This is a genomic window from Pseudomonas sp. S3_B08, assembly GCF_054667725.1.
The window spans coordinates 58,429-81,712 of record NZ_CP162750.1; the positions used below are offsets into that span (position 1 = coordinate 58,429).

A 23,284-nucleotide genomic window follows, 5' to 3' on the forward strand; every position below is an offset into this window, starting at 1 on the left:
AAAATAAATGGCGACTGACACTCCGTCTTCGCGAGCAGGCTCGCTCCCACAGGGGTAAGGCTTCAAGCCTCAGGCTGTGGCGTGATCTGATCCGCCGCATCTTCACTGCGGTGCAGCGCGACCTGGCGGATCGACAGGCGAATCTCCGCCGGCAATACGCGTTTGGCCGCGCCTTCGGCCAGCTCGCCGAGCAGTTCGTGGTAGCTGAGCTTGCCGGCTTCGTCGCGGCGCAGGACGTCGAGGTCGAGCAGGGTCTGGATGAAGTGGCGGAACAGGCTCTTGTCGAAGAACTCCGGCGCATTGAGGCCATGGAGGATCGACAGGCGCTGGGCCATCACTGTGCAGAGGTCTTCCAGCTCTTCGGCGCTGATGCTGTTCTGGCCGCTGTTGAGCAGCAGGGACACCGTCATGTAGAAACGCTGCAGGGTCTGCGCGATGCTTTTCGACAGCAGCGTCAGCAGCACGAAATGCCGCGAACTCGGCGCCGGGCGCAGGTACAGGTCTTTTTCGAACCGCAACAAACCCTGCTCGACGAACGCTTCCAGCCACTGATCGATCACCGCGTCGAGTTCCTCCAGGCTCCAGCGGATGAACAACTCCGATTGCAGGTACGGATACAGCGCGCGGGTGTAGCGCAGGATCTGCTCGCGGCTCATGCGCGAGGTGCTCTGGAAGAAACTCGCGAGCAACGAGGGCAGGGCGAAGATGTGCAGGACGTTGTTGCGGTAGTAAGTCATCAGGACCGCGTTCTGCTCGTCCAGATACAGAATCTTGCCCAGCGCATCGTTCTGCTCGGCGAGCAGATCCATGTCTTTCACATGCTCGATCAGCGCGCGGCCATCGCCTTCCGGCAAGGTGGTGTGCGGCGAATACGGGACCTTGCGCAGCAGCGCCAGATACAGATCCAGGACCCGCGCCATGGCCCGATCGTCCAGGGCCAGACGCGTGGTCGACAGCAGGGCCAGCGCCACCAGATTGACCGGGTTGATCGCCGCCGCTTCATTGAGATGTCGGGCGACTTTCTCGCCGAGGCGGTTGGTGGTTTCGTTGAGCCACGCCGGTTTGAATTGCGGGCCGAGTTCCTGCTGGCGCCAGTCCGGTTGCTCGGCGTCGAGAAATTCCGCCAGTTTGATCGGCTCGCCGAAGTTGACCGCGACCTGACCGAAGCGCTGCTTGAGCGCGCCGATCACTTTGAAGATATCGAAGATCGACTCTTTCTTTTTGCTCGCGCCGCGCAGCTCACCGAGGTAGGTGCGGCCTTCGAGCACGCGCTCGTATCCGATGTACACCGGCACGAACACGATCGGCATCCGCGACGAACGCAGGAAACTGCGCAGGGTGATCGCGAGCATGCCGGTTTTCGGTTGCAGCATGCGCCCGGTGCGCGAGCGCCCGCCCTCGACGAAATACTCCACCGGGAAACCTTTGGTGAACAGCGTGTGCAGGTATTCATTGAACACCGAGGTGTACAGCGGATTACCCTTGAACGTGCGGCGCATGAAAAACGCGCCGCCACGGCGCAGCAGGCTGCCGATCACCGGCATGTTCAGGTTGATCCCGGCGGCGATGTGCGGTGGGGTCAGGCCGTTGCGGAACAGCAGATAGGAAAGCAGCAGGTAATCGATGTGGCTGCGATGGCACGGCACGTAAATCACTTCGTGACCCTGCGCGACGTTCTGCACACCTTCGATGTGATTGACCTTGATGCCGTCGTAGATCTTGTTCCAGAACCAGCTCAGCACCACTTCGAGAAAACGGATCGCGGTGTAGGTGTAGTCCGAAGCAATCTCGTTGCCGTAGCGCAGGGCCTGGGCCTTGGCCTTTTCCGGCGAGATTTTTTCGCGCTCGGCTTCGTCGAGGATCGCCTGTTTGACCAGCGGCTGATTGAGCAGGCCTTTGACTAGATTGCGCCGGTGGGAAATGTCCGGGCCGATCACCGCAGCTTTGAGGTTGCGGAAGTGCACGCGCAGGATGCGCTGGGCCATGCGCACGGTGCGCTCGTGGCCCTTGTTGTGATCGATCAGTTCGCGCAGGTGGATCGGCGCGGAAAATTGCACGCGGGTTTTACGCCCGAGGACGATGATGCTCAGCAGCCGGCGCAGACGGCCGGTGACTGCCCAGCTGTCGGCGAACAACAGTTTCCACGGACTGTTTTCGCTGTCTGGCGACTGGCCCCAGAACACGCTGACCGGAATGATCTGCGCGTCTTCGGCAGCATTCTGTGTCAGCGCGCTGACCAGGCGGGTGAGAGTCGGCGGCGCGCCGCGCTTGTCCTGGCGCCCGAGCCAGTCCGGGTCCGGTGTCAGATAAAAAAACGCCGCAGGTTCGATCAGCGTACCGACCGACACCGCCAGCACCGGGCGTGGCAGACAGGCCTTGGTGCACTCGGTGTCAACCACCGCCAGATCGGTCAGCGAAGGGTTTTGCAGGACGTAGAACACCGGACGACTGCGGTCGAGGTTAAGAGTGAACGACGACTGATTGATGGTCTCGGAGCGAACCCAGAGATACAACAGGCGGCGCAGGGTGCCAAACACAAGACGGCGGAACGGGGAACGGGTCATACGGCTTCTGCGTGAGTGAATAAAACCGAGCAGGCGCTCGGGGCGGACAGTTTGCCGTATTAGGCGAAAATCGGCAAAAAAGCGCCGAAGTAATCTCCTGTTGAGAGTTTCTTCACCTGTCATATACTCGGCGCTCTGTTGCCGGTGCCCTGTCATGGACGTCGGACGCAGGCTGACGTTCCTCTAAGGCTTTCCTGCGAAAAGCCCGTTCAATAATAAAAAAGGAGTATGAACAGATGGCAACACGCGAAACCGGCAACGTGAAGTGGTTCAACGACGCCAAAGGCTACGGCTTTATCCAGCGCGACGACGGCGTGGACGTGTTCGTGCACTACCGCGCGATACGCGGCGAAGGGCACCGCTCGCTGACCGAAGGTCAACAGGTCGAGTACGCGGTGATCACCGGCGAGAAGGGGTTGCAGGCTGAGGATGTTGTAGGTCTGTAACACAAACCTCCAGAACGCCAAAACCACTGTGGGAGCGAGCCTGCTCGCGAATGCGGTGTATCAGTCACCATTCATATCGACTGACACTGCGCATTCGCGAGCAGGCTCGCTCCCACATGGGCTCTACGTTGCCCTGATTACACGGTCTTCCAGGTGATCTCTTCTTCTCCGTCTTCGCTGATGCGAATCCAGCGATCGGCGGTTTCTTCACCTTCTTCTTCGACCCACGTCCCCGGTGCACAACGTACTTCGACGTTCAGTGCGGCAAAGGCTGCGCGGGCGCAGGCGATGTCGTCGTCCCAAGGGGTCTGGTCGCTTTCCAGGAACAGGCTGTTCCACTTGCCCACGGCTTTCGGCAGCCAGGTCACCGGCACGTTGCCGGCCTTGCACTTGTACGTCTGGCCTTTCTGTACCCAGTCGCTGCACGGGCCTAGCGCCTGGCCGAGCCAGGCGGCGATGGCCTTGTGGTCGACGTCGGCGTCTTTCAGGTAAATCTCGATGTCCGGTTGGCGCATGGATGTCCTCACTGCGGGTCTGAAAAATCCATTCGCGGATTTAGCCGGCCCCGGGCCTGTGCCCGAGACCAAAAGTTATTGAAGAACGAAATAATCGTAGCGCATCGACACGGTGGTCTCGAACGGCTCGGCCTGCTCGATCACCGCAGCACGACGCTCGGCACTGGCACGCCAGCCGTGAGGCGTCATCGCCAACAGGTTGGCGCGGTCCTCGGGCTTGTCCAGGGTCAGCTTGAACTCCAGCGTCTCGCTATGTGCCAGCGCCATGCCTTCCGGTACCAGGGCCAGATGCTTGTCGTCGGTGTACTCGCGCACTTCGTCGTACAGGCGTTCGCGCAACTCCATCAGATGGCCACGGGTCGGGCCGACTTTCATCAGCCCACCGCCGACGCTGAGCAGACGCTTGGCTTCCTCCCAGTCCAACGGACTGAAGACGCTGGCGAGAAACTGGCAACTGCCTGAAGCCAATGGCACGCGGGCCATGCTGGCGATCAACCAGGTGATCGCCGGGTTGCGTTTGCAGGCGCGTTTGACAGCTTCGCGGGAGATGTCCAGCGCGTAGCCATCAGCGTTCGGCAAAGCTTCGGCGATTTGCGCGGTGTAGTAACCCTCGCCACAACCGATGTCGACCCAGCGCTCCGGCGCATAACTCGCCGCCAATTCAGCCAGACGTTTGGCCACTGGCGCGTAATGCCCGGCGTTGAGGAAATCACGCCGCGCCTCGACCATCGCTTGATTGTCGCCCGGGTCGCGGCTGTTCTTGTGCTGCACCGGCAACAGGTTCAGATAACCCTGGCGCGCACGGTCGAACCGATGCCCAGCGGGGCAGACCACGCCGTTGTCCACCGCATTGAGCGGCTCACTGCAGATCGGGCACGCGAGCATCAGGCGAGCAACTTGATCAGGGTCTGGTAATAGATTTCCGTCAGCACATCGAGATCCGCCGCCAGCACGCGCTCGTTGACCTGATGGATAGTCGCGTTGACCGGGCCCAGTTCAACCACTTGCGTGCCCATGGTCGCGATGAAACGGCCATCGGAGGTGCCGCCGCTGGTCGACGCCTTGGTCTCGCGACCGGTGATGTCCTTGATGCTCGACGACACCGCATCGAGCAGCGCGCCCGGTTCGGTGAGGAACGGCAGGCCGGACAGCGCCCAGTCGATGTGCCAGTCCAGATCGTGCTTGTCGAGAATATCGGCAACGCGTTTCTGCAGGCCTTCGACGGTTGATTCGGTGGAAAAACGGAAGTTGAACACCGCCACCAGATCACCGGGAATCACGTTGGTCGCGCCGGTGCCGGAATTGACGTTGGAAATCTGGAAACTGGTCGGCGGGAAGAAGTCGTTACCGTGGTCCCAGTGCTCGGCGGCCAGCTCGGCCAGCGCCGGAGCGGCGAGGTGAATCGGGTTTTTCGCCAGATGCGGGTAGGCCACGTGGCCCTGCACGCCTTTGACCGTGAGCTTGGCACCGAGGGAGCCGCGACGGCCGTTTTTCACCACGTCGCCGACCAGGGTGGTGCTCGACGGCTCGCCAACGATGCACCAGTCCAGACGCTCCTTGCGCGCGACCAGACGTTCGACCACAGCCTTGGTGCCGTGATGCGCCGGGCCTTCTTCGTCGCTGGTGATCAGGAACGCAACCTTGCCTTTATGGTTCGGGTAATCGGCGACAAAGCGTTCAGCGGCGACGGTCATCGACGCCAGACTGCCTTTCATGTCTGCCGCGCCACGGCCGCAGAGCATGCCATGTTCGTCGATCACGGCATTGAACGGATCGATCTGCCATGCGGTAACCGGACCGGTCGGTACCACGTCGGTGTGGCCGGCGAAGCACAGCACCGGGCCGTCGTTGTTGCCGTGAGTCGCCCAGAAGTTATCCACATCTTCGATGCGCATCGGCTCCAGGGTGAAACCGGCATCGCCCAGGCGCTGCATCATCTGCTTCTGGCAGTCGGCATCGACCGGGGTCACGGAAGGACGGCGGATCAGGTCGATGGCCAGTTGAAGGGTCGGCGATAGGTCGGCGTGGGCCGTCATGGAAAACTCCGGGATCATGGGGTGTGAGCTTGGGCTTCTAATGTGGGAGCGAGCCTGCTCGCGAAAGCGGTCTACCAGGCACCTTAAAGGTTGAATGTTACAACGCCTTCGCGAGCAGGCTCGCTCCCACAAGGGACAGGGGTGGTCAGTCAGACCGGTTATCACGCCAAGCCCCGCAAAATGGCGGTTATCTTAAAGCAAAACGGCGACCATTGGCCGCCGTTTAGTGCTGCGTTGCGGATTTAGACGACCGGTGCCGGCTCAGCCTTGGCCGCAGGTTTGGGCAGCGACGACAGGAACGCCATGATCAGCGCTGCCAGGTACGGCAGCGACTGCACCAGCAGCATGGTCACCCAGAAGCGCATGTCATTGCTCGGAATGCCCTGCACCAGGAAAATCCCCAGCGCCGCGCCCCACAGCAACAGCATGATGAACAGCTCCTCGCGAGCCTCGCTGATCGCCACCCAGAAGCCGTGGTTGTCGGCGTTTTTCGGCGTGCGGAAGAACGGAATGCTGCTGGTGAAGAAACCGTACAGCACCGCTTTGGCGATGGTGTGCGACAACGCCAGCCCGGCCAGTGCCGCGCAGAACGCATCTTTCAGATTCACGCCGACGGCGCGACGGTAGAGGAAAATGATCTTGCCGACCTTGAACACGAACAGCGCCAGCGGCGGGATTGCGAAAATCAGCAACGGTGGATCGACCCGTTGCGGCACGATGATCATCGCCGCCGACCACAACAGCGCGCCAACGGTGAAGAAGATGTTCATGCCATCGGCAACCCACGGCAGCCAGCCGGCGAGGAAGTGATAACGCTGACCGCGAGTCAGTTCGGTGTCCTTGCCGCGCAGCAGGCTGCGGGTGTGGCGCTTGATGATCTGGATCGCGCCATAGGCCCAGCGGAAACGCTGTTTCTTGAAGTCGATGAAGGTATCCGGCATCAGGCCCTTGCCGTAGCTGTCGTGGTAATACGCCGCCGACAGGCCCTTCTCGAACACGCGCAGACCGAGCTCGGCGTCTTCACATATGCACCAGTCAGCCCAGCCCAATTCTTCCAGCACGGAACGGCGGGTCATGGTCATGGTGCCGTGCTGAATGATCGCGTCACGGTCGTTGCGAGTGACCATGCCGATATGGAAGAAGCCCTTGTATTCGGCGTAGCACAGCTTCTTGAAGGTGCTTTCGTTCTGGTCGCGATAATCCTGCGGCGACTGCACTACGGCGATTTTCGGGTCGGCGAAGTGCGGCACCATGTGCTTGAGCCAGTTCGGGTGCACGCAGTAATCGGAGTCGATCACCGCAATGACCTCGGCATCCTTGGCGGTGTGCGGAATCAGATAATTCAGCGCGCCCCCCTTGAAACCGGCCAGCGGCGAAACGTGGAAGAACTTGAAGCGCGGGCCGAGGGTTGCGCAGTAATCGCGCACCGGTTCCCACACCGCCGGATCCTTGGTGTTGTTGTCGATGATCAGGACTTCGAAGTCCGGATAATCGAGCGCGGCCAGGGCATCGAGGGTCTGTTTGACCATCTCTGGCGGCTCGTTGTAGCAGGGTACGTGGATCGACACTTTCGGCCGGTAGTCGGAATCGCCCAGCACCGGCAGGAATTCCCGACGGCGCTTGTGAATCCACACCGCTTCGGCCAGTTCATGGGCCTCGGTGAGCAGGACGATGAATACCCCGAGCGCACCGAGCGCCAGGAGGAATCCGACCGTGAGGCTGAACCACGTGCTGTATTGCTGGCTGTAGTCGTAACCGATGTACACCAGCACCGAGCCGCAGAGGAACGCGATAAAGGTCAGGAACGTACGACCGCGCTGGCGCAGGGCCGAGCCGTCGATCATCAGCAGGGTCAGCGACAGCAGCGCCAGCACCACCGAACCGATGGCCAGCACGCGCCATTGCGGAATCGCCACCACCGGGCCTTCGAAATTGAATTTCTGCTGGCGCGCGGCGTTGAACACGCCCCAGTAGGCGCCGACCGAACCTTCGTCGCTGGCCTTCCACGGTTGGTCAAACGCTTCGATCACGAAGTAGTTGAAGCCTTGGCGATTGAGCTTGTTGACCAGCGTGCGCAGATAAATTGCCTGATCTGCCGGCGATGCATCGGCGCCACCGCGCATGCGACCGTTGCTCGGCCAGCCGACTTCGGACAGCAGCAGCGGTTTTTTCGGAAAGAGTTTTTTCAGATCGCGGGCGCGGTCGAAGACGAACTGGCCGGCCTTGTCCACCGGAATGAATTCCCAGTAGGGCAAGACGTGGGCGGCGATCAAATCGACATGTTTGGCCAGTTGCGGGTATTTCTCCCAGATGTGCCATTGCTCGGAAGTGGTCACCGGTACTTTGACCGCAGCGCGCACCCGATCCAGCAGAACGATCAGGGCTTCCGGGGTGATTTCTTCACGAAACAGCGCCTCGTTGCCGACTACCACGCGTACGACGCTGCGCGAGGTGTTGGCCAGTTCGATGGCTTTGGTGATTTCCCGTTCGTTGCGTTCCTGATCCGGGCTGATCCAGATGCCGAGGGTGACACGCAGGCCGAATTCCTCCGCCAGTTTCGGGATGTCTCCCAGCGAACCGTCGACCGAATAGATACGGATGTTGTCGGTCAGCTTGCTCATGATTTCCAGGTCACGGCGCATTTCATCGTCAGACGGATACTGATCCTTCTGTGGGAATTGCCCCTGCTGGAATGGCGAATACGAGAAGCCGGAGATTTGCTGCGGCCAGTTCGGCGCCGTGACCGGGCGATTGACCAGCGCCCAGAAACCGGTGAACAAGGCAGCGATGGCCAGCACCACCACCAGGTTGAGTCCAAATTTACGCGATGACATAGCTGTTTCGGGTTCCAAAGGCTGTGGAACGAAGGATCGGTCGGATAGACGCCCGAGGGGCGCGCATCCTACACCGGCGGTTAACCAGTCGTACAACTGACGGGAAAATGCCTGACATTGGGCAGCCGTCTCTGACTTAAGTTCTTACACTTGTCGCTTGCAGCTTAAAACTTGTCGCTGCGTAGCCCTATAATGCGCGCCGGTTTTTGGGGTAATGGTCATGAGTACAGAAGATCCGCGGTTTGCAGGCATCGCCCGGTTGTATGGCATCGAGGGCCTGGAACGCTTGCGCGCCGCCCATGTGGCGATCGTCGGCGTTGGTGGCGTCGGTTCCTGGGCGGCGGAAGCGATGGCCCGTTGCGGGGTGGGCGAGATCTCGCTGTTCGACCTTGATGACGTCTGCGTCAGTAATGCCAACCGTCAGTTGCACGCCTTGGACAGCACTGTCGGCAAACCCAAGGTCGAGGTGATGGCCGAGCGCCTGCGCGGGATCAACCCCGATTGCACGGTGCACGCCGTGGCCGATTTCGTCACCCGCGACACCATGGCCGAATACATCACGCCGAACATCGACTGCGTGATCGACTGCATCGATGCGGTGAACGCCAAAGCGGCGCTGATCGCCTGGTGCAAACGCCGCAAGATCCAGATCATTACCACCGGCGGCGCGGGCGGGCAGATCGACCCGACGCTGATTCAGGTTTGCGACTTGAACCGCACCTTCAACGATCCGCTGGCCTCGAAAGTCCGTTCGACGTTGCGCCGGGACTACGGCTTCTCCCGCACCGTGACCCGTCACTACAGCGTGCCGTGTGTGTTTTCCACCGAACAGCTGCGCTACCCGAAACCGGACGGCAGCATTTGTCTGCAGAAAAGTTTTGTCGGCGACGGCGTGAAGCTCGACTGCGCCGGCGGGTTTGGCGCGGTGATGATGGTTACCGCGACATTTGGCATGGTCGCGGCGACCAAGGCTGTGGACAAGATTGTCGCTGGTGTTCGGCGCCCGGCGGACCGGGTCAAGCCTCAAGCCTGAAGGTATTAATGAGGGCCTCTTCGCGAGCAGGCTCGCTCCCACAGGAAATGCATTTCCACTGTGGGAGCGAGCCTGCTCGCGAAGGCGATTAGCGCGCCAACTCATTCATCCGCTGGAGCACCGCATTCAGGCCATTACTGCGCGAAGGCGAAAGCTGCCGCGACAGTCCCAGCTGATTGAACCACTCCGGCAAATCCACCTGCTGCAACTCCACTGCCGACAAGCCATTGACCCGCAACAGCAGCAACGCCACCAACCCGCGAATCATCCGCGCATCGCTGCTCGCCTTGAACTGCCAGTGCCCGTCGTGCAAATCCCCGACCAGCCACACCTGGCTCTCACAGCCATGCACCCGATTGGCCTCGCACTTTTGCGCGTCATCCAGCGTCGGCAAGCGATCGCCAAACTGCATCAGCAGCCGCGCGCGCTGTTCCCAGCCCGCCGCATTGTGAAACGTCTGCAGCGCTTCGGCCGCTTCCACCGGCAGGCTCATCGCAACAACTCCAGCGCCTGATCCAGCGCCTCGAAAAAGCGCTCCAGATCTTCCGAGTCGTTATACAGCGCCAGCGACACGCGAATCGCGCCAGCCAGTTCGAAGCTTTTCATCAGCGGCATGGCGCAGTGATGCCCCGCGCGTACGGCAATGCCTTGTTCGGTGAGCAGATGCGCCAGATCAGCGTTGTGCACGCCTTCGACGACAAAACTGGCCAGCGCCAATTGCGGCTTGCCGAGCAAGCGAATGCCATTGCGGGCGGCGAGGCCGCGCAACAGATAGTCGTGCAGCGCCGCTTCATGGGCAGATACGGCGTCCTGATCCAAACCGGCCAAGTAGTCGAGGGTCGCTCCGAGGCCGATGACACTGGCGATTGGCGGTGTGCCAGCCTCGAACCCCAACGGCGCCGGGCGAAAGCGCGAATCCTGATAGTTGGCGTCCAGCACCATCTCGCCGCCGAACTGCCATGGCTGCAATTGCTCCAGCGCAGCGTTGCGTCCGAACAGTACGCCCAGGCCCTCAGGCCCGTAGAGCTTGTGGCTGGAAAACACATAGAAGTCGCAACCCAGCGCCTGCACATCATGCCGGCCGTGCACCACGCCTTGCGCGCCATCGACTACCGTCAGCGCGTTCTGCGCCTTGGCCATGCCGAGCAAAGCGGTCAGCGGTTGCCAGGCACCAAGGACGTTGGACAGCTGACTGACTGCCAGCAAACGCGTGCGCGGGCCGATCAGATGCACGGCAGCGGCGAGGTCGATCAGGCCGTCGGCATCCAGCGGCAGGATCACCAGTTTCAGGTTGCGGCGTTGCGCCAGTTGCTGCCACGGCAACAGGTTGGCGTGATGCTCCAGAGCGCTGATGACAATCTCATCGCCCGGCTCGAACAAATGTTCAAGACCGTAAGCCAGCAGATTCAAGGCACTGGTGGCGCCGTGCGTGAAAATTATCTGCCCGCTGTCACCGGCATTCAGCCATTGACCAACCTTGCGCCGACTGTCTTCGAACGCTTGCGTCGCGTGAGCACCGGGCAGGTGTTGCGCACGATGCACATTGGCCGCGCCGTTGGCGTAGTAATGCGTCAGTGCGTCGAGCAGGGCCTGGGGTTTTTGCGTGGTGGCGGCGTTGTCCAGATAGGTCTGGTCTTGCCGTTGCAGCGCGGCGATGGCCGGGAAATCGGCGCGCCACGGGGAGGGGATCATCATGGGTTCAGCCCTGTGAAATTGGGCGGGGTGTACGCCAAACCTTGTGGGAGCGAGCCTGCTCGCGACAGCGTCCTTGAGGACGCCAGAAGCTTCGCGAGCAGGCTCGCTCCCACAGGAGGTCGATGTGCTGCTTAGTTGTGAGCGTGCAGCGCTTCGTTCAGTTCGATCGCCGATTTGTGGGTCTTGCATTCCACAGCACCGGTTTCCGAATTACGACGGAACAGCAGATCAGTCTGACCAGCCAGCTCACGCGCCTTCACAACCTTGACCAGATTGTTGTGCTCGTCCAGCAGCGCAACCTTGGTGCCGGCGGTCACGTACAGGCCCGATTCCACAGTGTTGCGGTCGCCCAGCGGAATGCCGATACCGGCATTGGCGCCGATCAGGCAGCCTTCACCGACCTTGATCACGATGTTGCCGCCGCCCGACAGGGTACCCATGGTCGAGCAACCGCCGCCCAGGTCCGAACCCTTGCCGACGAATACGCCAGCGGAAACGCGGCCTTCGATCATGCCCGGGCCTTCGGTGCCGGCGTTGAAGTTGATGAAACCTTCGTGCATCACGGTGGTGCCTTCGCCGACGTAGGCGCCCAGACGCAGACGTGCGGCATCAGCGATACGCACGCCGGCCGGTACCACGTAGTCGGTCATCTTCGGGAACTTGTCCACGGAGAACACTTCCAGCAGTTCGCCGCGCAGACGCGCTTCGAGTTGCATTTCCGCCAGTTCGCTCAGGTCGATCGCGCCCTGGCTGGTCCACGCCACGTTCGGCAGCAGCGGGAAGATACCGGCGAGGCTGACGCCGTGCGGCTTGACCAGACGGTGCGAGAGCAGATGCAGCTTGAGGTAGGCCTCAGGCGTGGAGGTCAGTTGCGCGTCTTCGGCCAGCAGCGTGGCAACCAACGGCTTGTGGCTTTCAGCCAGGCGAGTCAGCAGCTTGCCTTGCACAGCGTCGATGCCTTTCACGGCTTCAGCCAGTTGCGCGGCCTGGGCGGTGGTGAAGGTGATGGCCTGGTTGCCTTCGGTGTAACCGAGGATCGGCGCGACCGCTGCGACCAGTTCGGCCGAAGGATTGAGCAGTGGTTGTGCGTAGAACACTTCCAGCCATGCGCCTTGACGGTTCTGGGTGCCGACACCAAAGGCGATGCTGAACAGGGAATTGGACATGTGAATACCTCTACAAAGAGTGACGGGCTGCTTACTTCAGAGCGGCCGCGTAGATATCTGGCTTGAAGCCAATCAGGGTTCGGTCACCGAGATCGAGCACCGGGCGCTTGATCATCGAGGGTTGCGCGAGCATCAGTTCGATGGCTTTCGCTTGGTCGAGATCGGCTTTGCGTTCGTCGTCGAGTTTGCGAAAGGTCGTGCCGGCGCGGTTCAGCACGGTTTGCCAGCCGTGCTCGTCGCACCATTGGGTCAGGTGCTCACGGTCAATGCCGGCGGTCTTGTAATCGTGAAAGTCATAACTGACAGCGTGTTCATCGAGCCAGGTGCGCGCCTTTTTCATGGTGTCGCAGGCTTTGATGCCGAAAAGGTGCAACGTTTTACTTGAAACGGCCAAGGAATCGCCCCCTTTACAGGTGCTGGAAAAAAATGGTGACGGATTATGCCATGACCGGACGGTTTCGTCGGCCACGGTTGTCGTAACGCTGTAAAACCTGTGGGAGCGAGCCTGCTCGCGAAGAGGCCACATCAATCAATATCTCTGTGTGCTGAACGACCGCTTTCGCGAGCAGGCTCGCTCCCACAAGGGTGTCGCTTGCGGTCGTGCGACATAGGTGCAACGGTCAGCCACAGCCTAAGGCGCTAATATGGCAGTTCAACGCTGTCGATCGCCTGAGATTTTCGTTTTATGCAAACTGCTTACACCGTCCTGATCCTGTTGATGCTGGTCAGCGTCTCGCGCCTGGTCGGGCGGGTTATCCCGCTGCCATTGCCGCTGGTGCAAATCGCCGCCGGTGCCTTGCTCGCCTGGCCGACCCTGGGGCTGCACGTCGCCCTCGACCCGGAATTGTTCCTGTTTCTGTTCCTGCCGCCGTTGTTGTTTTCCGATGGCTGGCGCATGCCCAAACGCGCCTTCTGGCAATTGCGCGGACCGATTTTGACCCTGGCCGTCGGCCTTGTTCTGTTCACCGTGGTCGGTGCCGGCTATTTCATTCATTGGCTGTTGCCCACGATTCCGCTGCCGGTGGCCTTCGCCCTTGCAGCGGTTTTGTCACCTACAGACGCCGTAGCGGTTTCAGCGATTTCGCAGAACCGTCTCCCCACGCCGCTGATGCACATCCTTCAGGGCGAGGCGCTGATGAATGACGCCTCAGGCCTGGTGACCTTCAAATTCGCCCTCGCTGCAGCGGTCACGGGCGTGTTTTCGCTGACCAATGCCAGTCTGACCTTCGTCGCGGTGGCGCTCGGTGGGCTGGCGGTCGGTGTGGCGTTGAGCTGGCTGGTCGGGCGCCTGCGCGCGTGGATGATCGCCCGGGGCTGGGACGATCCGGCCACTCACGTGGTGTTCATGTTGCTGCTGCCGTTCGCCGCTTATGTACTGGCCGAACGTTTGGGCGCTTCAGGGATTCTCTCGGCGGTGGCAGCGGGGATGATGCAAAGCTGGCTCGACCTGCTGCCGCGCCAGACCAGCACGCGACTGCTTAATCGCAGCGTCTGGGCGCTGCTCGAATTTGCGTTCAATGGCTTGATCTTCCTGCTGCTTGGCCTGCAATTGCCAGACATCATCAAGGCCGTGGTCAGCCATGAGCCGACGCTGTGGCCAACGCTGTTCTATCGCTGCCTCGATGTGCTGGCGATTTTCGTCGCGCTGGTGCTGCTGCGGTTCATCTGGGTGCAGAGCATCTGGCGCTTGTCGGTGTTGCTGCGCCGAGTGCGCGGCAAGGGCGAGCTGACCCAAGTGCCGACGGCGCGTTCATGCTGGTTGCTGACGGTGGGTGGTGTGCGCGGGGCGGTGACGCTGGCGGGCGTGATGTCGGTGCCGATGCTGATCGGCGCCGAGGCTTTTCCTGAACGCGACTTGCTGATTTTCATTGCTGCCGGGGTGATTCTGCTGTCGCTGATCTCGGCCTGTATCGCGCTGCCCTTGCTGCTGCGCGGCATCGACAAAAGTCCCGACGACAAGCGTCGTCAGGAAGTGCGCGACGCCTGGCGCAAGACGGCCGAAGCGGCGATTCACTCGCTGGAAAGCGAAGAAGTGGTCCCACAGGATGCCGCTCAAGCAGCGCTGGCAGCGGAGCTCAAGGCGCGGATCATGTCCGAATATCGCCATCAACTTGATGTGTTCAACGATTCCGCCGAAGCCCAGGCGCTGGCGTTTCAGATGGATCTGCTTGAGCGTCGCCTGCGTTTGAAAGCGCTGCGCGCGCAGCGTCTTGAGCTTTACAGTCTGAGCCGTCAGCACCAGATCGGTGATGACGTGTTGCGAGAAGTGCTCGGGGAACTGGATTTGAGCGAGGCCAATCTGGGCCAGGTCAAATAGCCGGTTGAGCGCTTGCAGCAGGGGGCTGCCGCAAGCGCTCCGTGATCACTTCTGGCGGGTGATGAAGTCACGAATCCGTTCGGCGGCTTCGACGCATTCCGCCAGCGGCGCAACCAGTGCCATACGCACACGGCCGGCGCCAGGATTGACGCCATCGACATCGCGAGACAGATACGAGCCCGGCACCACGGTCACGTGCTCCTGTTCGAACAGATCGCGGCAGAACGCCGCATCATCGCCCTGCACATTCGGCCACAGATAGAAGCTGCCATCCGGGCGCTGCACGTCCATCACCGGGCCGAGGATCTCCAGCACCGCATCGAATTTCTCCCGGTACAGCGCACGGTTGGCGCGCACATGCACTTCGTCATTCCACGCGGCAACGCTGGCCAGTTGAGTCTGTACCGGCATCGCGCAGCCGTGGTAAGTGCGATAGAGCAGGAAACCCTTGAGGATGTCGGCATCGCCGGCAACGAAGCCTGAGCGCAGGCCTGGCAGGTTGGAGCGCTTGGACAGGCTATGAAAGACCACGCAGCGCTTGAAGTCATTGCGGCCCAGTTCGACGCAGGCGCTGAGCAGGCCCGGCGGCGGCGTCTGTTCATCGAAGTACAGTTCGCTGTAGCACTCGTCGGCGGCAATCACGAAGTCGTACTGATCAGCCAGGGCGATCAGCTTCTTCAGGGTCTCAACCGGAATCAGCGCGCCGGTCGGATTGCCCGGCGAGCACAGGAACAGAATCTGGCAGCGCTGCCAGATGTCTGGCGAAACGGCGTCGAAGTCCGGGTTGAAGCCGTTTTCATCCAGGCACGGCAGGTAATGCGGCTTGGCCCCGGCGAGAAACGCCGCGCCTTCGTAGATCTGATAGAACGGGTTGGGGCTGACCACCAGCGCATCGTCACCACGATTGACCACGGTCTGGGTAAAGGCGAACAGCGCTTCACGGGTGCCGTTGACCGGCAGCACGTTGCGCGCCGGATCGATCCAGCCGTTCGGCACACCAAAACGACGCTCGCACCAGCCGGCGATGGCTTCGCGCAGGGCCGGAATGCCGAGGGTAGTCGGGTACACCGCCATCTGATCCAGATTGTTCGCCAGCGCTTCGGCGACAAAACTCGGCGAACGGTGTTTCGGCTCGCCGATCGACAGGGCGATCGGGCGTTTGTCCGGGTTCGGCGTAACGCTGCCGAGCAGGGCGCGGAGCTTTTCGAACGGGTACGGCTGGAGCTGGTTCAGAGCGTTGTTCATTGGGGCCTCTTTTAAATGCTCAAGAGCTTTCTGTGGCGAGGGGCTTTATCCCCGTTGGGCTGCGCAGCGGCCCCAAAACCATCACTGCGGTTCAACTGAATGTCCGCATACACAGGTTTTACGACTGCTTCGCAGCCGAACGGGGATAAATCCCCTCGCCACAGGGGATTGTATGTACCGGAGGAAAGCATGGGCTGCATTCACAGGGATAAACGGGTGATTCAGATACTGATCCGCGAAAGTTTGATATCCGGTTCCTGATTGACGCTCAGTTGTTCGACGATCGCATCTTGCAGACGGCTGCACAGCAGCGGATCGGACAGCGGCTGGTTGTGCGCGTCGGTGATGAAGAACACGTCTTCCACGCGCTCGCCCAGGGTCGCAATCTTGGCGTTCTGCAGCGACAGGTCGAACTCGAGGAAAATCCCTCCGACCCGCGCCAGCAGGCCCGGCCGGTCAGGCGCGGTCAGCTCCAGCACGGTCACTGGACGTTGGGCGTCGTTGTGGATCGTTACTTGCGGGGCGAAGGCGAAGTGTTTGAGCTGGCGCGGCACACGGCGCTGGATGATCGTTGGGTAGTCGTCCGGGTTGCGCAGCGCTTCGGTCAGGCCTTCGCGGATCTGCTTGATCCGCGCCGGGTTGTCGCCGATCGATTCGCCTTCGTTGTCGAGCACGATGTAGGTGTCGAGGGTGAACTGGCTGCTCGAGGTGATGACCCGGGCATCGTGAATGTTCAGGTTGAGCTGGTCCATCGCCGCCACGGTCACGGCGAAGAAATCATGCTGGTCCGGCGCATAAATGAAGATCTGCGTGCCGCCTTCGAACTCGCGCTGGGTGGTTTCCTTGATCAGCACCAGCGGCCCGCCATCCACCGGTTGCTGCAGGATCGCATCGCTGTGCCAGGCGACGTCGCCGGCGGTGTGGCGCAGGAAATAGTCATCGCCCAATTGCGCCCACAGCTGCTCGACGTCGTCCGGGTCGGTGCCGCCGCGCACCAGAATGTCCAGCGCGGCGCTCTGCGTCTGGCGGATCTGCTCTTCGCGATCCACCGGGTTTTCCAGGCCCCGGCGCAGGGCTCGTTTGGTCTCGGTGTAGAGCTGGCGCAACAGGCTGGCGCGCCATGAATTCCACAGCGTCGGATTGGTCGCGTTGATGTCGGCCACGGTCAGCACATAGAGATAGTCGAGGCGTGTTTCGTCGCCGACCGCCTGGGCGAAATCGTGGATCACCTGCGGGTCGGACAGATCCTTGCGCTGCGCAGTGGTGGACATCACCAGGTGGTTCTGCACCAGCCAGACGATCAGGCGGCTGTCCCACACCGGCAACTGATGGCGCTGGCAGAACGCCTCGGCATCGACCGCGCCAATCTCCGAGTGATCGCCATGCCGGCCCTTGCCAATGTCGTGGTACAGGCCGGCCATGTAGATCAGCTCAGGTTTGGGCAGCTTGGCCATGAGCTTGGCGGCCAGCGGAAATTTCTCCGAGACCTGGGTGTACTGCAGTTTGCGCAGGTGCTTGATCAGATTCAGCGTGTGCGCATCGACCGTATAGATGTGGAACAGGTCGTGCTGCATCTGCCCGACGATAAAGCCGAACTCTGGCAGATAACGGCCGAGAATGCCGTAACGGTTCATTCGCCGCAGATTGCGATGGATGCCGATCTTGCACTTGAACAGCTCGATGAACAGGCTGGTGTTGCGGATATCGTTACGGAAGTTGTCATCGATCAGATGACGATGTTCGCGCAGCAGACGAATGGTGTCGGCGCGCACGCCTTTGATTTCCGGCTGCTGGGCCATCAGCACGAAAATTTCCAGCATGGCGAACGGCGTGCGGCGGAACACATTGTCATTGCGCGCCTCGATGTAACCGTCATGCAACTGGAAGCGCGAGTTGATCGGTTGCGGCGGCGCTTCGTCTTCCGGGGCGAGGATGACTTCCTCGAAGTGCTGGATGATCAGATCGCTCAGTTGGGCGATGCTCATCACGGTGCGGAAGTACTGCTGCATGAAGTTTTCGACCGCCTGTTTGGCGTCGTCTCCTTCAAAGCCGAGCAGGCCGGCAATGGTGCGTTGATGATCGAACAGCAAGCGGTCTTCGGAGCGGCCGGCGAGCATGTGCAAGGCATAGCGCACTTTCCACAGAAATTCCTGGGACGAGGCGAGCAGGGCGTTTTCGCTTTCGACCAGAAAGCCTTCTCCAGCGAGGGCGCGCAGGTTCAGGGTGCCGTACTGACGGCGGGCCACCCAGAGGATCGTCTGAATGTCACGCAGACCGCCGGGCGAGCCTTTGACGTTGGGTTCGAGGTTGTATTCGGTGTCGTTGTATTTGTGATGACGAGCCTTCTGCTCGGCTCGCTTGGCCAGGAAGAACTCCTTGGCCGGCCACATGTGCGCGGTGCTGGTGACGTCGAGCATGCGCTGGCGCAGACGCTCGGGGCCGCAGATAGTCCGGCTTTCCATCAGGTTGGTGACCACCGTCAGGTCGGCGCGGGCCTCTTCGGCACACTCATCGACCGAGCGCACGCTCTGGCCGACTTCCAGACCGATGTCCCACAACAGCGTCAGAAAACGCTCGATGGAGTCGCGGAAAACTTCGTGGTCAGCGCTGTCGAGCAGGATCAGCAGATCAATGTCGGAATAGGGATGCAGCTCGCCGCGGCCGTAGCCGCCCACTGCCACCAGAGCGATGTCGGCGTCTTCGCTCCAGTTGAACTGCTCCCAGGCCTTTTGCAGGATGTTGTCGACAAACCAGGCGCGGTCTTCGATCAGGCGGCGGATATCGCGGCCCTTGCGAAAACGCGTGTCGAGAACCTCGCGGGCCTGGCGGATCGCCTTCTTGAACGCCGCGATCGGACTCGCTTTAAGGGCCAGTTCAGCCTGGAACTGGCCGCGGTCGAAGAGTTCGGGATCCACCTGCGGCATCGATTGGCTTTCCTTCTATAGGCTGGGAGCGTTCTGGGTGTCAGGCCGAGATACGCGGGATGGTGTCATCGCTGCGCAAAGTGAAAATCTCGTAGCCGGTGTCGGTGACCAGCAGGGTGTGTTCCCACTGTGCCGACAGCTTGCGGTCCTTGGTGATCGCGGTCCAGCCGTCGCCGAGCACCTTGGTGTCGGCCTTGCCCTGGTTGATCATCGGCTCGATGGTGAAGGTCATGCCAGCCTTCAGTTCCATGCCGGTGCCGGCGCGACCGTAGTGCAGGATCTGCGGTTCTTCGTGGAAGACCTTGCCGATGCCGTGGCCGCAGAACTCGCGCACCACTGAGAAACCGTTCTTTTCCGCGTGCTTCTGGATTACTTCGCCGATGTCGCCGAGGCGGCAGCCGGGCTTGACGATCTCGATCGCCTTGTACATGCATTCCTGGGTGACCTGCGACAGGCGCTCGGCCCAGACCGGCACTTCGCCGACGTGGAACATGCGGCTGGTATCGCCGTGGTAGCCGTCCTTGATCACCGTGACGTCGATGTTCAGGGTGTCGCCGTTTTTCAGCGGTTTGTCGTTCGGGATGCCGTGGCAGACCACATGGTTGATCGAAGTGCAGATCGACTTCGGGTAGCCCTTGTAGTTGAGCGGGGCGGGGATGGCCTGCTGCACATTGACGATGTAGTCGTGGCAAATCTGGTTGAGCTGATCAGTGGTCACGCCCGGTTTGACATGTTCGGCAATCATTTCCAGCACATCGGCGGCCAGTTTGCCGGCGACACGCATGCCAGCGATGTCCTCGGGGGTTTTGAGGTTGACGGTCATACAGGCTCTCTCTGCGCTCGGCGGCGCTTACGGATACGAATTGGGTGGCAGGTGTATTTTTGCGACCCTGAAAAACGCGATTCTAACAGACGAGAGGCGCAAATCCGCGCCTGCATGTCTGGCTTGTGTCTATACAATGGTGCCCATCGAGCCGATTCCAAGGGGGCTGCGCCCATGTCACTGGTGCGAATACAGATTCCGGGTTCCGTTTCTGCGCACCCTGTGGTATAAAATGCGCCGCTTTCCGGGGATGCCCCGAAAAGCTTAAATCCACACACGTGTCGACACGATGACCTGGGTGCCTTGGGCTTTATGCCTCTGGTTGGTCATTGGGATACGTGGAGGCCAAACCCGACTTATCAAGGAACTATCATGTCCCAAGTCAACATGCGCGATATGCTGAAGGCCGGTGTGCACTTCGGTCACCAAACCCGTTACTGGAATCCGAAAATGGGCAAGTACATTTTCGGCGCGCGTAACAAGATTCACATCATCAACCTTGAAAAAACCCTGCCAATGTTCAACGAAGCTCTGACTTTCGTAGAGCGTCTGGCCCAGGGCAAAAACAAGATTCTGTTCGTCGGCACCAAGCGTTCCGCTGGCAAGATCGTTGCTGAAGAAGCAGCACGTTGCGGTTCGCCGTACGTCGATCACCGCTGGTTGGGCGGCATGCTGACCAACTTCAAGACCATTCGTGCTTCCATCAAGCGTCTGCGTGACCTTGAAGTTCAAGCCGAAGACGGTACTTTCGCCAAGCTGACCAAGAAAGAAGCGCTGATGCGCTCCCGTGATCTTGAGAAGCTGGATCGTTCGCTGGGCGGCATCAAGGACATGGGCGGTCTGCCAGACGCACTGTTCGTGATCGACGTTGACCACGAGCGCATCGCGATCACCGAAGCCAACAAGCTGGGCATCCCGGTCATCGGTGTTGTCGATACCAACAGCAGCCCGGAAGGCGTTGACTACATCATCCCAGGCAACGATGACGCCATCCGCGCTATCCAGCTGTACATGGGTTCGATGGCTGACGCAGTTATCCGCGGTCGCAACAACGTTGCTGGCGGTACTGTTGAATTCGCAGCTGAAGAAACTCAGGCTGCAGCTGAGTAATCGACGCCCCTGGCGTTGACTCAGTAAGCAAAAAGGGGGCTTGGCCCCCTTTTTGCCACCTCGAAAACCATTTGTCGGCGCCCACGTCTGTATTTGTCATGTGCGGCAGCCAACATGGGTGGTTCGGGAAGAATTGAACGCCCGTTCGATCGGGTGGAATGGTTGAAAACCTATCCAAGAGGAATTTGAAAATGGCAGCAATTACTGCAGCGTTGGTCAAAGAACTGCGCGAGCGTACCGGCGAAGGCATGATGGATTGCAAGAAAGCCCTGGAAAAGGCTGACGGCGACATCGAAAAAGCCATTGATGACATGCGTGCTTCGGGCGCCATCAAGGCTGCGAAAAAAGCTGGCAACGTTGCCGCTGAAGGCGCAATCGCCATCAAATCGAATGACAAGGCAGCCGTGCTGCTGGAAGTCAACTCGCAGACCGACTTCCTGGCCCTGCAAGACGATTTCAAGAACTTCGTTGCTGCCAGCGTAGAAAAAGCTTTCGACGAAAAACTGACCGACGCAGCTCCGCTGATCGCCGCTCAGGAAACGGCTCGTGAAGCGCTGGTTGCCAAAGTCGGCGAGAACGTCAACATCCGTCGTCTGGTACGCGTAGAAGGTGACGTTGTCGGCACCTACCTGCACGGTAACAAGATCGGTGTTGCTGTTGTCCTGAAAGGCGGTGACGTCGAGCTGGCCAAAGACATCGCTATGCACGTTGCTGCAAGCAACCCTGAGTTCCTGCTGCCTTCGCAAGTCTCCGACGAAGCGATCGAGCGTGAGAAAGCTGTGTTCCTGCAGCTGAACGAAGAAAAGATCAAAGGCAAGCCAGAAAACATTGTTGAGAACATGGTCAAAGGCCGTATCAGCAAGTTCCTGGCAGAAGCGAGCCTGGTCGAGCAGGCGTTCGTCAAGAACCCTGAAGTCAAGGTTGGCGAGCTGGCCAAGAAAGCCGGCGCTGAAATCGTTTCCTTCACTTACTTCAAAGTAGGCGAAGGCATCGAGAAGCCGGTCGACAACTTCGCTGAAGAAGTTGCTGCCCAGCTGGCTGCCGCCAAGCAATAAGACGGTTTTTCAACTGTCGCCCGAAAGAGGCTGCCCGCTAACGCGCGCAGCCTCTTTTCAGATGGGGTACCAATTTTTTATTTGGTTTCCACCCGGAACTGACTTACAAAGCCATGTTCCGATGGCGCTGCAGCAGCGCCAAGCTAGAGTGAACGCCAGCTGTAAACAGCTCGCAAAGAATTTTAAATACGCCGCAGGAGAGATTCGCAATGGCTCAGCAGGGCAGTGGTTATCAGGCTCGCTATAAACGCATTCTACTCAAGCTTAGCGGCGAGGCCCTGATGGGCTCGGAAGAGTTCGGGATCGATCCGAAGGTACTGGATCGCATGGCGCTGGAAGTCGGCCAGCTGGTCGGCATCGGCGTCCAGGTCGGTCTGGTCATCGGCGGTGGCAACCTGTTCCGTGGCGAAGCCCTGAGCAAGGCCGGGATGGATCGGGTCACGGGCGACCACATGGGCATGCTGGCCACTGTGATGAACGCCCTGGCCATGCGCGATGCGCTGGAACGTGCCAATATCTCGGCCATCGTCATGTCCGCCATCTCCATGGTCGGTGTGACCGATCACTACGATCGCCGCAAAGCCATGCGTCACCTGAACTCCAAAGACGTCGTGATCTTCGCGGCCGGTACCGGCAATCCGTTCTTCACTACGGATTCGGCAGCCTGCCTGCGTGCAATCGAAATCGACGCCGACGTTGTGCTCAAGGCCACCAAGGTTGATGGCGTGTACACCGCAGACCCGTTCAAAGACCCGCATGCCGAGAAGTTCGATCATCTGACTTATGATGAAGTACTGGATCGCAAGCTGGGCGTAATGGATCTGACTGCCATCTGCCTGTGCCGCGATCACAAGATGCCGCTGCGCGTATTCAACATGAACAAGCCCGGCGCCCTGCTGAACATCGTGCACGGCGGCGCTGAAGGGACTTTGATCGAGGAAGGCCAACAATGATCAACGAAATCAAGAAAGACGCCCAAGCGCGTATGCAGAAATCCCTGGAATCTCTGAACCACGCGTTCGGCCAGATTCGTACCGGCAAGGCTCACCCGAGCATCCTCGGCAGCGTCATGGTGCCTTACTACGGCACTGACACTCCGCTGAGCGGCGTTGCCAACGTCACCGTGAAAGATTCGCGCACCCTGCAGGTCGTGGCCTTCGAGCGCAACATGCTCGCTGCCGTCGACAAGGCGATCCAGAGCGCTGGGCTGAACCTCAACCCGACCAACCTGGGCGAGTTGCTGCTGATCCCGATGCCGGCCCTCACCGAGGAAACGCGCAAAGGTTTCACCAAGCAGGCGCGCAGCGCAGCGGAAGACGCGCGCGTTGCTGTGCGCAACATCCGTCGTGATGCCTTGGGCGAGCTGAAGAAACTGGTCAAGGACAAGGAAATCAGCGAAGACGAAGAACGTCGTGCCATCGCTGATATCGATAAGCTGACCAAAGAATCCGAGGCCCAGATCACCAAGGCCACGGACGAGAAAGAAAAAGACCTGATGGCCGTATAAGGGTCGAGCTTTAA

The 23,284-nt window shown here is 60.4% G+C and carries 19 protein-coding genes; 7 read left to right on the forward strand and 12 right to left on the reverse strand.

Annotated elements, in window-relative coordinates:
• Positions 1–62 precede the first annotated feature (62 nt).
• Positions 63–2,564, reverse strand: coding sequence for a glycerol-3-phosphate 1-O-acyltransferase PlsB (gene plsB / locus AB4N73_RS00250; RefSeq protein WP_460142778.1), 2,502 nt, complete (start codon positions 2,562–2,564; stop codon positions 63–65).
• A 236-nt stretch (positions 2,565–2,800) separates the two neighbouring features.
• On the opposite strand from plsB, the gene AB4N73_RS00255 reads away from it, so the two are divergent.
• The gene (locus AB4N73_RS00255; RefSeq protein WP_016771489.1) at positions 2,801–3,010 is read left to right on the forward strand and encodes a cold-shock protein; all 210 of its coding nucleotides are present in this window, start codon (positions 2,801–2,803) and stop codon (positions 3,008–3,010) included.
• A gap of 137 nt (positions 3,011–3,147) precedes the next feature.
• Here the strand turns inward: AB4N73_RS00255 and AB4N73_RS00260 are convergent, their stop codons facing one another.
• The 4 genes from AB4N73_RS00260 to AB4N73_RS00275 all read right to left on the reverse strand — a co-directional run bounded on the left by AB4N73_RS00260 (position 3,148) and on the right by AB4N73_RS00275 (position 8,395).
• A complete protein-coding gene (locus AB4N73_RS00260; RefSeq protein ID WP_056783189.1) occupies positions 3,148–3,525 on the reverse strand; it encodes a hypothetical protein in 378 nt (125 codons plus the stop codon).
• Positions 3,526–3,600: 75 nt separating this feature from the next.
• Positions 3,601–4,410: a putative RNA methyltransferase gene (locus tag AB4N73_RS00265; protein WP_056783191.1), complete on the reverse strand. Its 810-nt coding sequence runs from the start codon at positions 4,408–4,410 to the stop codon at positions 3,601–3,603.
• Positions 4,410–5,561, reverse strand: coding sequence for a succinyl-diaminopimelate desuccinylase (gene dapE / locus AB4N73_RS00270; protein ID WP_236168067.1), 1,152 nt, complete (start codon positions 5,559–5,561; stop codon positions 4,410–4,412). Before dapE ends, AB4N73_RS00265 begins: the two co-directional genes overlap by 1 nt.
• A 242-nt stretch (positions 5,562–5,803) precedes the next feature.
• Positions 5,804–8,395 carry a glycosyltransferase gene (locus tag AB4N73_RS00275; protein WP_110645889.1) on the reverse strand — a complete coding sequence of 864 codons (2,592 nt, stop codon included), beginning with the start codon at positions 8,393–8,395 and terminating at the stop codon, positions 5,804–5,806.
• Between the two features lie 214 nt (positions 8,396–8,609).
• On the opposite strand from AB4N73_RS00275, the gene tcdA reads away from it, so the two are divergent.
• Positions 8,610–9,428: a tRNA cyclic N6-threonylcarbamoyladenosine(37) synthase TcdA gene (gene tcdA / locus AB4N73_RS00280; protein ID WP_039762445.1), complete on the forward strand. Its 819-nt coding sequence runs from the start codon at positions 8,610–8,612 to the stop codon at positions 9,426–9,428.
• 88 nt (positions 9,429–9,516) lie between these two features.
• Here tcdA and AB4N73_RS00285 read toward each other — a convergent pair whose 3' ends face one another.
• From AB4N73_RS00285 to AB4N73_RS00300, 4 genes are all read right to left on the reverse strand, one after another.
• On the reverse strand, positions 9,517–9,921 hold the full coding sequence (locus tag AB4N73_RS00285) for a SufE family protein (protein WP_460142779.1): 405 nt from the start codon (positions 9,919–9,921) through the stop codon (positions 9,517–9,519).
• On the reverse strand, positions 9,918–11,123 hold the full coding sequence (locus AB4N73_RS00290) for an aminotransferase class V-fold PLP-dependent enzyme (RefSeq protein ID WP_056783198.1): 1,206 nt from the start codon (positions 11,121–11,123) through the stop codon (positions 9,918–9,920). The genes AB4N73_RS00285 and AB4N73_RS00290 overlap by 4 nt, the downstream gene beginning before the upstream one ends.
• Before the next feature lie 131 nt (positions 11,124–11,254).
• Positions 11,255–12,289, reverse strand: a complete 1,035-nt coding sequence (gene dapD, locus AB4N73_RS00295) for a 2,3,4,5-tetrahydropyridine-2,6-dicarboxylate N-succinyltransferase (RefSeq protein ID WP_003222105.1) — start codon at positions 12,287–12,289, stop codon at positions 11,255–11,257.
• Positions 12,290–12,320: 31 nt separating this feature from the next.
• Positions 12,321–12,683 carry an ArsC family reductase gene (locus tag AB4N73_RS00300; RefSeq protein WP_038860603.1) on the reverse strand — a complete coding sequence of 121 codons (363 nt, stop codon included), beginning with the start codon at positions 12,681–12,683 and terminating at the stop codon, positions 12,321–12,323.
• 291 nt (positions 12,684–12,974) lie between these two features.
• On the opposite strand from AB4N73_RS00300, the gene AB4N73_RS00305 reads away from it, so the two are divergent.
• Positions 12,975–14,606, forward strand: coding sequence for a Na+/H+ antiporter (locus AB4N73_RS00305; RefSeq protein WP_460142780.1), 1,632 nt, complete (start codon positions 12,975–12,977; stop codon positions 14,604–14,606).
• 45 nt (positions 14,607–14,651) lie between these two features.
• Here AB4N73_RS00305 and dapC read toward each other — a convergent pair whose 3' ends face one another.
• From dapC to map, 3 genes are all read right to left on the reverse strand, one after another.
• The gene (dapC, locus tag AB4N73_RS00310; protein WP_041478132.1) at positions 14,652–15,851 is read right to left on the reverse strand and encodes a succinyldiaminopimelate transaminase; all 1,200 of its coding nucleotides are present in this window, start codon (positions 15,849–15,851) and stop codon (positions 14,652–14,654) included.
• A 221-nt stretch (positions 15,852–16,072) separates the two neighbouring features.
• Entirely contained in the window at positions 16,073–18,775 is a 2,703-nt protein-coding gene (locus AB4N73_RS00315) for a [protein-PII] uridylyltransferase (RefSeq protein ID WP_041478131.1), read from the reverse strand.
• A gap of 40 nt (positions 18,776–18,815) precedes the next feature.
• On the reverse strand, positions 18,816–19,598 hold the full coding sequence (map, locus tag AB4N73_RS00320; RefSeq protein ID WP_024011828.1) for a type I methionyl aminopeptidase: 783 nt from the start codon (positions 19,596–19,598) through the stop codon (positions 18,816–18,818).
• Positions 19,599–19,970: 372 nt separating this feature from the next.
• Between map and rpsB the strand changes: the two genes are divergently transcribed.
• The 4 genes from rpsB (at position 19,971) to frr (ending at position 23,270) form a co-directional block, all read left to right on the forward strand.
• The gene (gene rpsB, locus AB4N73_RS00325; protein WP_003222119.1) at positions 19,971–20,708 is read left to right on the forward strand and encodes a 30S ribosomal protein S2; all 738 of its coding nucleotides are present in this window, start codon (positions 19,971–19,973) and stop codon (positions 20,706–20,708) included.
• 191 nt (positions 20,709–20,899) lie between these two features.
• Positions 20,900–21,763 (forward strand): translation elongation factor Ts, encoded by an 864-nt coding sequence (gene tsf / locus AB4N73_RS00330; RefSeq protein WP_095180487.1) that lies wholly within the window; start codon positions 20,900–20,902, stop codon positions 21,761–21,763.
• Between the two features lie 209 nt (positions 21,764–21,972).
• Entirely contained in the window at positions 21,973–22,716 is a 744-nt protein-coding gene (pyrH, locus tag AB4N73_RS00335; RefSeq protein WP_003222124.1) for a UMP kinase, read from the forward strand.
• Positions 22,713–23,270, forward strand: coding sequence for a ribosome recycling factor (frr, locus tag AB4N73_RS00340; RefSeq protein WP_007954771.1), 558 nt, complete (start codon positions 22,713–22,715; stop codon positions 23,268–23,270). The genes pyrH and frr overlap by 4 nt, the downstream gene beginning before the upstream one ends.
• Positions 23,271–23,284 lie beyond the last annotated feature (14 nt).

Excerpts from the sequence above, each read along its gene's own strand:
- plsB (WP_460142778.1), bottom strand. The coding sequence starts at position 2,564 with ATGACCCGTTCCCCGTTCCGCCGTCTTGTGTTTGGCACCCTGCGCCGC.
- dapE (WP_236168067.1), bottom strand. The coding sequence starts at position 5,561 with ATGACGGCCCACGCCGACCTATCGCCGACCCTTCAACTGGCCATCGAC.
- dapD (WP_003222105.1), bottom strand. The coding sequence starts at position 12,289 with ATGTCCAATTCCCTGTTCAGCATCGCCTTTGGTGTCGGCACCCAGAAC.
- map (WP_024011828.1), bottom strand. The coding sequence starts at position 19,598 with ATGACCGTCAACCTCAAAACCCCCGAGGACATCGCTGGCATGCGTGTC.
- frr (WP_007954771.1), top strand. The coding sequence starts at position 22,713 with ATGATCAACGAAATCAAGAAAGACGCCCAAGCGCGTATGCAGAAATCC.
- dapC (WP_041478132.1), bottom strand. The coding sequence starts at position 15,851 with ATGAACAACGCTCTGAACCAGCTCCAGCCGTACCCGTTCGAAAAGCTC.
- pyrH (WP_003222124.1), top strand. The coding sequence starts at position 21,973 with ATGGCTCAGCAGGGCAGTGGTTATCAGGCTCGCTATAAACGCATTCTA.
- tcdA (WP_039762445.1), top strand. The coding sequence starts at position 8,610 with ATGGTCATGAGTACAGAAGATCCGCGGTTTGCAGGCATCGCCCGGTTG.
- AB4N73_RS00265 (WP_056783191.1), bottom strand. The coding sequence starts at position 4,410 with ATGCTCGCGTGCCCGATCTGCAGTGAGCCGCTCAATGCGGTGGACAAC.
- AB4N73_RS00315 (WP_041478131.1), bottom strand. The coding sequence starts at position 18,775 with ATGCCGCAGGTGGATCCCGAACTCTTCGACCGCGGCCAGTTCCAGGCT.
- AB4N73_RS00260 (WP_056783189.1), bottom strand. The coding sequence starts at position 3,525 with ATGCGCCAACCGGACATCGAGATTTACCTGAAAGACGCCGACGTCGAC.
- tsf (WP_095180487.1), top strand. The coding sequence starts at position 20,900 with ATGGCAGCAATTACTGCAGCGTTGGTCAAAGAACTGCGCGAGCGTACC.
- AB4N73_RS00285 (WP_460142779.1), bottom strand. The coding sequence starts at position 9,921 with ATGAGCCTGCCGGTGGAAGCGGCCGAAGCGCTGCAGACGTTTCACAAT.
- AB4N73_RS00305 (WP_460142780.1), top strand. The coding sequence starts at position 12,975 with ATGCAAACTGCTTACACCGTCCTGATCCTGTTGATGCTGGTCAGCGTC.
- AB4N73_RS00255 (WP_016771489.1), top strand. The coding sequence starts at position 2,801 with ATGGCAACACGCGAAACCGGCAACGTGAAGTGGTTCAACGACGCCAAA.
- rpsB (WP_003222119.1), top strand. The coding sequence starts at position 19,971 with ATGTCCCAAGTCAACATGCGCGATATGCTGAAGGCCGGTGTGCACTTC.
- AB4N73_RS00290 (WP_056783198.1), bottom strand. The coding sequence starts at position 11,123 with ATGATGATCCCCTCCCCGTGGCGCGCCGATTTCCCGGCCATCGCCGCG.
- AB4N73_RS00275 (WP_110645889.1), bottom strand. The coding sequence starts at position 8,395 with ATGTCATCGCGTAAATTTGGACTCAACCTGGTGGTGGTGCTGGCCATC.